The organism is Janthinobacterium sp. Bl 1 (assembly GCF_058215535.1).
In genome coordinates, this window is sequence record NZ_CM177086.1 from 4,658,610 (window position 1) to 4,670,191 (window position 11,582).

Consider the following 11,582-nt stretch of genomic DNA (forward strand, 5'->3'; position numbering starts at 1 on the left):
TACAATCTTGATGTAGTTATGAGAAAAATTCAGCAATGAGCCAAACCAAAGTCAACGATCTGCAAGCATTCCTCGCCGTGGCGCGGGAACGCAGCTTTACCAAGGCCGCCGCCAGGCTGGGCATCACCGCGTCCGCGCTCAGCCATACCATCCGCACCCTGGAAGAACGGTTGGGCGTGCGCCTGCTGGCGCGCACCACGCGCAACGTGGCGCCCACCGACGCGGGCGAAAAGCTCATGCTGGCCATCGCGCCCCTGTTCGAGCAGATCGCCGCCGAGGTCGAGGCGCTGGGCGCGCTGCGCGACAAGCCGCGCGGCACTATCCGCGTCACCTGCACCGACGACCATATCGAACTGCTGCTGCGCCCCATGCTGGCCGGCTTCCTGCGCGACTATCCCGACATCAGCCTGGAACTGGTGGTCGACTACGGCTTTACGAATGTGGTCGAGCAGCGCTTCGACGCCGGCATCCGCCTGGGCGAAGCGATCAGCAAGGACATGATCGCCGTGCGCATCGGCCCCGACTGGCGCCTGGCCGTGGTGGGATCGCCCGCGTATTTCGCGCGCCATGGGGCGCCCGCGACGCCGCATGCGCTGACGGAATTCGCTTGCGTGAATATCCGCCACCGGCCCGCTGGCGCCATCTACGCCTGGGAATTCGAAAAGGATGGCCAAGCCTTTGCCGTCAAGGCCGAAGGCCAGCTGGTGTTCAACAGCATCATGCACGTGCTCAATGCGGCGCTCGACGGCATCGGCCTGGCGTATGTGCCCGAGCCCCTGCTGGCGCCTTACCTGGCCGATGGCCGCCTGGTCGAAATCCTCGCCGACTGGTGTCCCACCTTCCAGGGCTACCATCTGTACTACCCGAACCGGCGCCAGGCCACGCCCGCGTTTTCAGCCTTCGTGGAGGCGCTGCGCTACCGCGCCTGATTTCGCCACGTTCCTGCGCGCCAGCCAGGCCAGCGGCAGCAGCGCGAGCAATGCCGCCGCCACGCCGGCCCACGGCGACGACGCCATCATGTGGCGCGACACCATCAGCGCACCGAGCATCGAACCGAAGGAAATACCGAGGTTAAACGCGGAAATATTCAGGCCCGAGGCGAAATCGACGGCGTGCGGCGTGTAGCGCTCGGCCGTGGCCAGCATGCCGGCCTGCAGGGCGGGCGACAGGCCGAAGGCGAACACGCCCCAGACGAACAGCATCACCGTCATCATCCACTGCGAGCTGATGCTGAGCGCCACGCCCGCTTGCGTGACGGCGAGCAACACCAGCATCAATCGCAAGGCCTTTTGCCAGCCCAGGTGGCTGGTCAGGTAGCCGCCCGCCAGATTGCCGGCAAAAGTGGCGATGCCGAACACGATCAGCAAGGCGCTGGCCATGGTGGCGGAAAAGCCCGTCACGTCCGTCAGGATGGGCGTGATAAACGTGAACGCGGCAAAGCTGCTGCCGAAACCGAACGTCGTCACGGCCATCATGGTCAAAATGGGACCGCTGCCCAGGGCCGCCAGCTGCGTCATGGCCTTGCCGCCTTTGCCTTGCGCCAAACCGGCCGGCAGCCAGCGCGCCATGGCGGCCAGGCCCAGCGCGGCCAAGACCACCACGGCAAAGAAGGGCAAGCGCCAGCCCATCAGGTTGCCGAGGAAGCTGCCGAACGGCACGCCGATCACCATGGCCAGGGTCAATCCCGCGAACATCACGGAAATCGCCCTGCCCGCCTGCGCCTTGTCCACCAGGCTGGCGGCCACGGTGGCGCCGATGGCAAAGTAGGTGCCGTGCGCCACGGCAGTGATGACCCGCCCCAGCAGCAACAGTTCGAATGTGTGGGAAAACGCTGCCAGCAGGTTACCTGCCAGGAACACGCTCATCAGCCCCAGCAGGGCCGCCTTGCGCGGCAGTCGCGACATCAAGAGCACCAGCAGCGGCGTGCCGATGGCCAGCGCCAGCGCATACAGGCTGACCAGCGAGCCGGCCGATTCGATGGAAATATGCAAATCTTTCGCGATGGTGGGCAGGATGCCGACGACGATAAATTCGGTGACGCCGATGGCAAAGGCGCCGACGGCCAGCGCCAGCACGCCGCGCGGCATCTTGCTGGCTTGAGGTGAAACAGGGCTTGCGGTGGTCATGGCATTCTCCGGCTGAGTTCAAGCCAGTCAGTGTATCGAGCAAACCGCTTTTGATATAGACTCCGATAATGGAAACACCTGTGAAATGGATTCAATAATGGCCAGGCAAGACATCAACCGCGCGTTCGAGATGGCCGTGTTCGTCGCCGTGGTGGAAACGGGGGCGTTCTCCGCCGCCGCGCGCCGCCTGGCCTTGACGCCGTCAGCCGTCAGCAAGCTCGTCAATCGCCTGGAAGCGCGGCTCGGCGCGCGTTTGCTCCAGCGCAGCACGCGCCAGCTGCACACGACGCCCGAGGGCGACGCCTTCTTCGTGCAGTGCAAGCGCATCCTCGACGATATCGACGGCGCCGAGCGCGAAGCATCGCAGGGCGCGGCGCCGCGCGGGCGCTTGCGCATCAACTGTTTCGTGCCATTCGGCGTGCGCCATCTGCTGCCCATCCTGCCCGAGTTCGCGCAGCGCTATCCCGACATCGTGCTCGACGTCGTCGTCAGCGACGCCATCGTCGACTTGCTGGAAGACCGCACCGACATCGCCATCCGCACGGGCAAGCTGAAGGAATCGAACCTGGTGGCGCGCAAGCTGGGCGAAGATGTGATGGTCGTCGTGGCCTCGCCCGCCTACGCGGCGCACCACGGCTTGCCGCGCACGCCGCAGGACTTATCCACGCACAATCTGCTGGCGTTCAACTTCCGCTGCCAGAACGAAACCTGGCCCTTCCTCGATGGCGCGGGCGGAACATTGCAGGTGGCGCCGCAGGGCAATACCTGCGTCAGCGATGGCGAAAGCATGCGCCAGCTGGTGCTGGCCGGCATGGGACTGGGACGCTTTTCACGCCAGCACGTGCTGCGCGACATCGAGCGGGGCGATTTGATTCCCGTGCTGCAGGACTACAATCCGGGCGACAGGGAACTCGTGCACGCCGTCTTCGTGGGACCGGGCTTGCAAGTGCCGGCCAGGGTGCGCGTGATGCTCGATTATCTGCTGGAAAAAGTGCAGCTGGGGTGAGCGCCGCCTGCCCGCATCGCGTCTTATAATCGGCCGTATCGTTGAACTTCCAGGGAGCCGCGCCATGCACGATGACTTGATCCATACCTTGCAAAACCGCTTCAGCAAGCACATGCACCGCCATCCGGGTTGGACATGGGACAAGGTGCTGGCGCGGCTGGACGCCGCTCCCGCCAGCCTGGCGGTCTTGCAGCAAATGCAAGATACGGGCGGCGAACCGGACGTCATCGGACACGCCGGCGACACCGACACCGTCACGTTTTTCGATTGCTCAGCAGAAAGCCCGCTCGGCCGGCGCAGCCTGTGTTTCGATGCGGCGGCCCTGGCCGCGCGCAAGGCCAACAAGCCGACCGGCAGCGCCATGGCCATGGCGCAAACGATGGGTATCGCCTTGCTGACGGAAACGCAGTACCGCCAGTTGCAGGAGCTGGAACCGTTCGACCGCAAGACCTCGAGCTGGATCGCGACGCCGGACAGCATCCGGGCGCTGGGCGGCGCCCTGTTTTGCGACCGCCGCTATGATCAGGTCTTCGTCTACCACAATGGCGCCGACTCGTATTATGCGAGCCGGGGTTTCCGTGGCTTGCTGCGCGTCTGACCGCTACGGTTTCAGACTGCCTCTTCCAGGCGCAACTGCCGGCCTTCATCGAGCATCAGCTCGAATTCCGCCGCCGGCACGGCCGGGCTGAACAGATAGCCTTGCAGCTGGTCGCAGCCGAGTTCGCGCAGGAAACGCATCTGCTCGGCCGTTTCCACCCCTTCGGCGACGATTTCCTGGCGCAGCTGCTGCGCCATGGTGACGATGGCGCGGGCGATGGCGCAATCGTTTTCCTCGAACGGCAAGCCGATGACGAACGAGCGGTCGATCTTCAATGTGCTGATGGGGAATTTCTTCAGATAGGCCAGGCTGGAATAGCCGGTGCCGAAGTCGTCCAGCGCCAGCGCCAGGCCCATGGCCACCAGCTGGTTCATGATGTCGATGACCTTGTCGGCACCGCGCATCAACAGGCTTTCCGTGATTTCCAGCATGATCTGGTCGGGCCGCACGCCGTAGCGCTCGAGCACGGCCGCTATGCGCGCAGGCAACTGCTCATCGAACTGGCGCGCCGACAGGTTGACGGCGATGGCCGGCATGTGCAGGCCCCGGTCTTCCCAGCTGCGGATCTGGCGGCACGCCTCGTCCAGCACCCAGGTGCCCAGCTCCAGAATCAAGCTGGTTTCCTCGGCAACAGGGATGAAGACGCCGGGCGAGACCATGCCGCGCATCGGATGCTTCCAGCGCAGCAAGGCTTCCGCGCCCACGATGCGTCCGCTGGCCAGGCTCACTTTCGGCTGGTAATGCAATTCCAGTTCCTTGTCGCCCAGCGCCAGCCGCATTTCGCTTTCCAGACGCAAATGTTCCTTGGCCCTGCGGTTCATGTCTTCGCGATAGAACAGGAAGGTCGATTCGATGGTCTGCCCCGCCTTGGACACGGCCACGTCGGCAAAGCGGAACAGGGCAGGCGCTTCCAGGCCATCTTCCGGATACACGGTGATGCCGATGCTGGCACCCACGTGCAGCGCGTGCGCATCGATATTGATGGGCGCCTCGAGCAGGTTGAGCAGCTTTTGCGCCACATTCGCCGCATGTTCGCGCTTTTCGATATGCAGCAGGGCCACGACGAACTTGCTGTTGTCGACGCGCGCCAGGATGTCCGCGTCGCGCAGGGCGCCCCGGAACAGCTGGCCGATGGCGATCACCAGCTGGTCGCCCACTTCATGGCCCAGTGTGTCGCTGATGGAACCGATGCGGCTGATGTCGATGACCATCAGCGCGCCATGCGTGCCCTGGCGTTTCGCTTCGGCCAGGCCCTGGTCGACCAATTGATTGAGCAGGCAGCGGTTGGGCAAGCCAGTCAGGCTGTCGTAGTTGGCCATGCGCTGCATGCGCGCTTCGGCATCCTTGTGCACCGAGATATCGGAAAACAGGGAAAACACGTGGCTGATTTCGCCGAATTCGTCGCGCACGACGCTGATGGTGACGTCTTGCGGGAACAGTTCGCCATTCTTGCGCTTGCCGATGATTTCGCCGCGCCAGGAACCGTGCCCGCGCATGGCGGCGCGCACCTTGGCGCGGAAATCGGGGTCGTGCACGCCCGAGCGCAGCAAGTCCGGCGTGCGGCCGATGGCTTCGGCAGGCGAATAGCCGGTGATGCGGCTGAACGAGCTGTTGATCGAAACGATGCGCTCTTCCGCATCCGTGATCAGCACGGCTTGCTCGCTGTCTTCGATAATGCGCGCGTGCAACCTGACTTTGTCCACGTCGGACAGCGGCTCGCTCATGGCCGACAGGCGCACGGCCATGCCGCACGCCTTGCCCGCCTGGTCGTGGATCACGTGGCGGTGCATGCGCAGCCACGTCACCATGCCCGACTTCTTGCGCCGGCGCACATCGGTGGCCACGTCGCCCTGCAAGAAATGCAGTTCCAGCACGCTCGCTTCCGCGTCGTCTTCCGGATACAAAAACAGGATGTGCTGGCCCAGCGCCTCGATTTCGGAATAGCCGAACATCTGTTCGGCGCCATGGTTCCAGCCGATCAAAAAGCCGTCGGGATCGATTTCCAGCAAGGCGTCGGGGGGCGCCACGCGCACCACGGGCCGGCTGGCGCCGCGCAGGCGCTCCAGCTCTTCCTCCAGCCGCGCCAGGGTGGCGGCCTGCTGCGGCCCCGCCTGTTCACGGGCATCCTGAGCCAGGCGCAGGCACAGCGCGACCTTCGCCTCAAGCATGGCAACCCCACTCGTGGGCCAGGTCAGGGGAAGGTATCAGGGGCGCTGCGGTGTGTGTAATCATCAAAATCCCACTGTGGGGCATGGAGGTCGGGCAAGAAATACGATTGCAATACTGCGAATATGGTAACTTAAAAATGTTGGCGTATGTCAACATTTTAAGGCCTACGCCGAATGGCCCGGCAGATGCTGCGCCAGGCGGGCAAACACATCCGGTTCGCGCATGCGCGCCATCCACCAGCGCAATGCCGCGCCATCCTCGCCCACTCGCCAGGCCAGGTAAAACGTTTCCGACGGTTTCGGCTCTTCCACGGCCTTTTCCACCAGCAAGCCGCGGGCGATGGCGGCGCGCGCGCACGGCCCCGGCAGGAAGCCAAAGCCCAGCCCCAGCACCTGGTAATCGAACTTGACCTGCATGTTCGGCACGCTCAAGGCATCTTGCCCCAGCAGCAGACCCACCGTGCGCGGCGCCATCTGGCGTGCCGAATCGGCCACCACCACGGCCCGGTGCTGCTGCAGGTGGCCGCGCGACAACGGTTCCCGCACCTGCGCCAGCGGATGCGTGGGCGCCACGGTAAAGACGAAGTCGAGCATGCCGATCGGCTGCGCGATATAGCCGCCGCCCGCCGGTCCGTCGCCGGGCGCGCCCACGAGCAAGTCGGCGCGCCGGTCCAGCAGCGCTTCCCACGTGCCCGACAGGGTATCTTGCGACAGGCGCAGGCGCGTCTGCTGCGCCACGTCGTAAAAGGCGCGCACGTCGTCAGCCAGAGCCACGGCGGAAAACATGGAATCGATGCCGATCGACAATTCCGTTTCCCAGCCGGACGCCACCCTGCGCACGCGGTGCTCGAGGTCCTGCGCCGCCTTCAATAGATAACGGCCCTCTTTCAGCAATTCCTGGCCAGCCGCCGTCAGCATGACTTTCGGGCCATTGCGCTGGAACACTTGCACGCCCAGGTCGTCTTCCAGCTTGGCCACCGTATAGGAAATAGTGGACGGGACTTTATGCAACTCCTTGCCGGCCGACGAGAACGATCCGCGGCGGTCGATGGCGTCAACGATTTGCAGGGCTTCCAGGCTCAGTCTTAACATTCGATTTTTTCGATCATAGGTCGCAAGATTTTCCGTTTTTCTTTCTCTGCTGGGGGGCCTATACTTTGTTCATCGTACAGCGAAGGGCAGAAAAGAAGCCACGGCGTAACGCCAGGCAACGGTCCTTCGAAATTATCGCACATTAACCTTTAGAAACGGAGTCCACCATGTTACAGATTCGTCATAGCGAAGAACGCGGCGCAGCCAACCACGGCTGGCTCAATTCCCACCACAGCTTTTCCTTCGGCAGCTACCATGATCCGCTGCACATGGGCTTTGGCCCCTTGCTGGTGATCAATGAAGACCGGGTCACGCCTGGCCAGGGTTTCGGCACACACGGCCACCGCGACATGGAAATCATTTCGTATGTGCTCGACGGCGCGCTGGAACACAAGGACAGCATGGGCACGGGCTCCGTCCTGCACTACGGCGATGTGCAGCGCATGAGCGCCGGCAGCGGCGTGCGCCACAGCGAGTTCAACCACTCGGCAACGGAGGGCTTGCACTTCCTGCAGATCTGGATCCAGCCGAACGTGACGGGCATTCCGCCCAGCTATGAAGAGAAACACTTCACGCCGGAAAGCAAACGGGGCAAGCTGCGCCTGATCGCCTCCTCCGACGGCCGCCAGGGTTCCGTGCTGATCCACCAGAATGCGGCCATCTACGCCAGCATCCTGCAGGAAGGCGAACAGGCCGAACATGCGCTGGAAGAAGGCCGCCTCGCCTATGTGCACCTGATCCGCGGCAGCCTGGTCGTCAACGGCACGCCGTTGAAAGCGGGCGATGCGCTGAAGCTGACGCAGGAAGCCAGCGTGATCATCACTCAGCCGGAAGATGCGGAATTCCTGCTCTTCGACCTGCCTAAATAATTGATAAATATATTAAGAAAGAGAAAATCATGGAAAACAGAACCAACGTATTGCTGCCCCTCGGCCGTGCCGCCCTTGGCGTGCTGTTCTTTGTCTCGGGCTTGCTGAAAATCGGCGGCTTTGCCGGTGTGGCCGGCTACATGGCCAGCCAGGGCTTGCCGATCGCCAATATCTTGCTGGTGGGCGTGATCGTGCTGGAAGTGGGCGGCGGCTTGCTCTTGATCACGGGCTGGCAGGCGCGCTGGGCGGCGCTGGCCCTGGCGCTGTTCCTGATCCCGACTACCGTGATCTTCCACGCCTTCTGGAGCGCCGATGCGGCCCACTTCCAGGACCAGCTGACGAACTTCCTGAAGAACCTGTCCATCTTCGGCGGCATGCTCTTGCTGGTGGAGCGCGGTTTTCGCCAGACCAAATAAGGCCAAGGCTGCCTGACCGGACGGGCCCGTCATCGACGCGGCCCGCCCGGCCGGCAGCCTGTCACCGTTTTGTCATCAAGCTGACATGGCGCTGTCACATTCGCCAACTATCATGCGGTTGCCATTTAAATCACGCAACCACAGGACATCGCAGCCCATGAACAAGCCCAACGATCTGGCCATCAGCGCCACCGATCTGAACGACATTGACAGCAACGCGTCCCACGACAACCATTTCAACAGCATCCTGAACGCCCGCCTGAGTCGCCGCAACTGGCTGCGCGGCAGCGCCGTCACGGCCGCGACCGCCGTCATGGGGTCGATGGGCCTGTCCGCTTGCGGCGGCGGCAGCGATGCGGTCGCCGTCACGCCGACGCCGACGCCAACGCCTGAAAAACTGCTGGCCTTCACGGCCGTGCCGAAAAGCCTGGCCGACGTCGTATCGGTACCGGCCGGCTACACGGCCACGGCCCTGTATGCGCTGGGCGACTCGCTGCGCGCGGCCACGCCAGCGTACAAGAACGACGGCAGCGATACCGATTTCGACAACCGCGCCGGCGACCACCACGACGGCATGGAATACTACGGCCTGTCCGCCGCTGGCGCGCCGCTGGCGTCCGGCGCCGAACGTGGCTTGCTGGCGATGAACCACGAAGCGACCACGGACGAAAAACTGTCCTCGCACTTCCTGCACGTGAATGGCGGCACCACCTCGCTGCCCCGCCCTGCCGCCGAAGTCGACAAGGAAGTGGCCGTCCACGGCCTGAGCGTGGTGGAAGTCAAGAAGACGGGCAGCGCCTGGGCCACCGTCAACGATTCCGAGTTCAACCGCCGCGTCACGCCGCTGACGGACATCGAGATCGCCGGCCCCGTGCGCGGCAACGCTCTCGTGGTCACCAAGTATTCGCCGACCGGCACCAAGACGCGCGGCACCATCAACAATTGCGGCACGGGCAAGTCGCCTTGGGGCAGCTACCTGTCCGGTGAAGAAAACTGGGCCGGCTACTTCACGCGCTCGTCCACCGACAATGCGGCGCGCGGCGACAAGTCCGTCGTGTCGCTGAACCGCTATGGCCGCAGCCAGGGCGGCGCCTCGCGCCACGGCTGGGAAACGGGCGGCAGCGACGACAAGTACGCACGCTGGAATCTGAGCAAGATTGGCGCGTCGACCAACGGCAGCGACGACTACCGCAATGAGCTGAACGGCATGGGCTACATCGTCGAAATGGATCCGTACGACAAAACCAAGGCCATCCGCAAGCGCACGGCGCTGGGCCGCTACGCGCACGAAAGCGCCGCCTTCAGCGTGCCGGCCGTGGGCCAGCAATTGGCCGTCTACATGGGCGACGATTCGCGCAACGAATACATTTACAAGTTCGTCACGACGGCCGTCTGGGCCGCCGCCGATGCCAATCCGGCCGACCGTATCGCCACCGGCGACAAATACCTCGATTCGGGCAAGCTGTACGTGGCCAAACTGGCCGCCGACGGCACGGGCCAGTGGATCGAGCTGGCCATGTCGAACGCGCTGATCCAGGCCTACAGCGCCTACAAGTTCGCCGACCTGGCCGACGTGCTGGTCAACGCCCGCCTGGCGGCCGACGCCGTGGGCGCAACGAAGATGGACCGCCCGGAATGGTGCTCGGTCAACCCGGCCAATGGCGAGATCTACTACACGCTGACCAATAACTCGAACCGCAACGTCAATCCGAGCGGCTCATCGCAGCTGGCGCCGGACAGCGCCAATCCGCGCGCCTACACGGACATGAAGGGCAGCAGCGCCCAGAACGGCAATCCGAACGGCCACATCATCCGCTTCAAGGAAGGCACGGGCGCGGCCGCGGCCACCAGCTTCACGTGGGACGTCTACCTGTTTGGCGCCGAGAGCGGCGCCGACGCCAGCAAGATCAACCTGTCGAACCTGACGGCCGACCAGGATTTCTCGAGCCCTGACGGCCTGGCCTTCAGCCCGTACACGGGCATCTGCTGGATCCAGACGGACGATGGCGCGTACACGGATGTGACCAACTGCATGATGCTGGCGGCCATTCCCGGCAAGGTCGGCGACGGCGCCAAGTCCACCCTGAACTACGCGACGGCGGCCGGCGGCAACCTGGCGGTCGACACCTTCATCGGCAAGAAACCCACGGCCGACACGCTCAAGCGCTTCCTGGTGGGGCCGGTCGGCTCGGAAATCACGGGCATCAGCGAAACGCCTGACGGCAAGACCATGTTCATCAACATCCAGCACCCGGGCGAAAACACCTCGCTGGCGAACATCGGCGATCCGTCCAAGTATACGAGCCAATGGCCGGCCAACGCCGGCTATGGCGCCGGCAAGCGCCCCCGCTCGGCCACCATCGTGATCACCAAGAACGATGGCGGACGCATCGGCAGCTGATGTCCCGTGCCTGGCGGCGGCAGCCGCCAGGCAAAGCCAGCAATTCACCTTGTAAAAGGAGGAAGTGCCCCTAAGTAAGGTTCATCACCAGACATTGCAACGACCGAATGGCAGCCAGGGAAAACGTTTCCCTGCTTTTTGGTATGATGGCAAGGCGCGCCGGCACCGGAGTGGTGTCGCGCGCCTTTTATTTTTGATAATTACTTATATGAGCACAACCATGCAAAGCGGCGCAGACATCCTGGCGACAGGCGAATTGGATTACACGACTTCCTGCGCACTGCCGACGCCGTGGGCCCAGTTCACCTTGCACGCCTTTGTCGAACATGCCACGGGCAAGGAACACCTGGCCATGGTGCTCGGTGATATCGGCAACGGCGAACCGGTGCTGGCACGCGTGCATTCCGAGTGCCTGACGGGCGACGTGCTGTTTTCGCAGCGCTGCGACTGCGGCGCCCAGCTCGAGGGCGCGCTGAAACGTATCGCCGAAGAAGGCCGCGGCATCTTGCTGTACCTGCGCCAGGAAGGACGCGGCATCGGCCTGATCAACAAGATCCGCGCCTATCGCCTGCAGGAAGCGGGCGCCGACACGGTGCAGGCGAATGAACAGCTGGGCTTCAAGGCCGACGCGCGCAACTACACCCTGTGCAAACCCATGTTTGCGCAATTCGGCATCCACAGCCTGCGCTTGATGACGAACAACCCGCGCAAGATCGCCGCCATGGAAGCGCTGGGCATCACGGTGGCCGAACGGGTGCCGCTGCTGGTCAACCGCAACGCCTTCAACCAGCACTACCTGAATACCAAGCAAAGCAAGCTGGGTCACATGATGACGCCGGAAACGGCGCCGGCGCTGGAAGACGGCGCCCTGTAATTGCCGCACCGGCTTGCCGCTCAGGCTCATGC

At 63.7% G+C, this 11,582-nt stretch carries 10 protein-coding genes; 7 read left to right on the forward strand and 3 right to left on the reverse strand.

Going from position 1 to position 11,582, the window contains the following annotated elements:
- Positions 1-35 precede the first annotated feature (35 nt).
- Positions 36-929 carry a LysR family transcriptional regulator gene (locus AC4BCN_RS20955; RefSeq protein ID WP_034749920.1) on the forward strand — a complete coding sequence of 298 codons (894 nt, stop codon included), beginning with the start codon at positions 36-38 and terminating at the stop codon, positions 927-929.
- On the opposite strand, the gene AC4BCN_RS20960 is transcribed toward AC4BCN_RS20955, so the two are convergent.
- Positions 894-2,126 (reverse strand): MFS transporter, encoded by a 1,233-nt coding sequence (locus tag AC4BCN_RS20960; protein ID WP_490491675.1) that lies wholly within the window; start codon positions 2,124-2,126, stop codon positions 894-896. The genes AC4BCN_RS20955 and AC4BCN_RS20960 overlap by 36 nt on opposite strands.
- Before the next feature lie 97 nt (positions 2,127-2,223).
- Between AC4BCN_RS20960 and AC4BCN_RS20965 the strand changes: the two genes are divergently transcribed.
- A complete protein-coding gene (locus AC4BCN_RS20965; protein ID WP_139090079.1) occupies positions 2,224-3,132 on the forward strand; it encodes a LysR family transcriptional regulator in 909 nt (302 codons plus the stop codon).
- Positions 3,133-3,196: 64 nt separating this feature from the next.
- Positions 3,197-3,730, forward strand: coding sequence for a DUF4256 domain-containing protein (locus tag AC4BCN_RS20970; RefSeq protein ID WP_139089897.1), 534 nt, complete (start codon positions 3,197-3,199; stop codon positions 3,728-3,730).
- An 11-nt stretch (positions 3,731-3,741) separates the two neighbouring features.
- On the opposite strand, the gene AC4BCN_RS20975 is transcribed toward AC4BCN_RS20970, so the two are convergent.
- Positions 3,742-5,898 (reverse strand): putative bifunctional diguanylate cyclase/phosphodiesterase, encoded by a 2,157-nt coding sequence (locus AC4BCN_RS20975; RefSeq protein WP_139089898.1) that lies wholly within the window; start codon positions 5,896-5,898, stop codon positions 3,742-3,744.
- Between the two features lie 165 nt (positions 5,899-6,063).
- The gene (locus AC4BCN_RS20980) at positions 6,064-6,990 is read right to left on the reverse strand and encodes a LysR family transcriptional regulator (protein ID WP_034749931.1); all 927 of its coding nucleotides are present in this window, start codon (positions 6,988-6,990) and stop codon (positions 6,064-6,066) included.
- Between the two features lie 167 nt (positions 6,991-7,157).
- Here AC4BCN_RS20980 and AC4BCN_RS20985 point away from each other — a divergent pair, with 167 nt between their 5' ends.
- From AC4BCN_RS20985 to ribA, 4 genes are all read left to right on the forward strand, one after another.
- Positions 7,158-7,859, forward strand: coding sequence for a pirin family protein (locus tag AC4BCN_RS20985; RefSeq protein ID WP_034749933.1), 702 nt, complete (start codon positions 7,158-7,160; stop codon positions 7,857-7,859).
- 29 nt (positions 7,860-7,888) lie between these two features.
- Positions 7,889-8,275 (forward strand): DoxX family protein, encoded by a 387-nt coding sequence (locus tag AC4BCN_RS20990; RefSeq protein WP_070311373.1) that lies wholly within the window; start codon positions 7,889-7,891, stop codon positions 8,273-8,275.
- Between the two features lie 157 nt (positions 8,276-8,432).
- The gene (locus AC4BCN_RS20995; RefSeq protein ID WP_490491676.1) at positions 8,433-10,676 is read left to right on the forward strand and encodes a PhoX family protein; all 2,244 of its coding nucleotides are present in this window, start codon (positions 8,433-8,435) and stop codon (positions 10,674-10,676) included.
- 220 nt (positions 10,677-10,896) lie between these two features.
- A complete protein-coding gene (ribA, locus tag AC4BCN_RS21000) occupies positions 10,897-11,550 on the forward strand; it encodes a GTP cyclohydrolase II (RefSeq protein ID WP_034749940.1) in 654 nt (217 codons plus the stop codon).
- Positions 11,551-11,582: the final 32 nt, after the last annotated feature.

What these genes read in the sequence shown, in the direction of transcription:
- AC4BCN_RS20960 (WP_490491675.1), bottom strand. Translation starts at nt 2,126, where the DNA reads ATGACCACCGCAAGCCCTGTTTCACCTCAAGCCAGCAAGATGCCGCGC.
- ribA (WP_034749940.1), top strand. Translation starts at nt 10,897, where the DNA reads ATGCAAAGCGGCGCAGACATCCTGGCGACAGGCGAATTGGATTACACG.
- AC4BCN_RS20955 (WP_034749920.1), top strand. Translation starts at nt 36, where the DNA reads ATGAGCCAAACCAAAGTCAACGATCTGCAAGCATTCCTCGCCGTGGCG.
- AC4BCN_RS20975 (WP_139089898.1), bottom strand. Translation starts at nt 5,898, where the DNA reads ATGCTTGAGGCGAAGGTCGCGCTGTGCCTGCGCCTGGCTCAGGATGCC.
- AC4BCN_RS20990 (WP_070311373.1), top strand. Translation starts at nt 7,889, where the DNA reads ATGGAAAACAGAACCAACGTATTGCTGCCCCTCGGCCGTGCCGCCCTT.
- AC4BCN_RS20995 (WP_490491676.1), top strand. Translation starts at nt 8,433, where the DNA reads ATGAACAAGCCCAACGATCTGGCCATCAGCGCCACCGATCTGAACGAC.
- AC4BCN_RS20985 (WP_034749933.1), top strand. Translation starts at nt 7,158, where the DNA reads ATGTTACAGATTCGTCATAGCGAAGAACGCGGCGCAGCCAACCACGGC.
- AC4BCN_RS20965 (WP_139090079.1), top strand. Translation starts at nt 2,224, where the DNA reads ATGGCCAGGCAAGACATCAACCGCGCGTTCGAGATGGCCGTGTTCGTC.
- AC4BCN_RS20980 (WP_034749931.1), bottom strand. Translation starts at nt 6,990, where the DNA reads ATGTTAAGACTGAGCCTGGAAGCCCTGCAAATCGTTGACGCCATCGAC.
- AC4BCN_RS20970 (WP_139089897.1), top strand. Translation starts at nt 3,197, where the DNA reads ATGCACGATGACTTGATCCATACCTTGCAAAACCGCTTCAGCAAGCAC.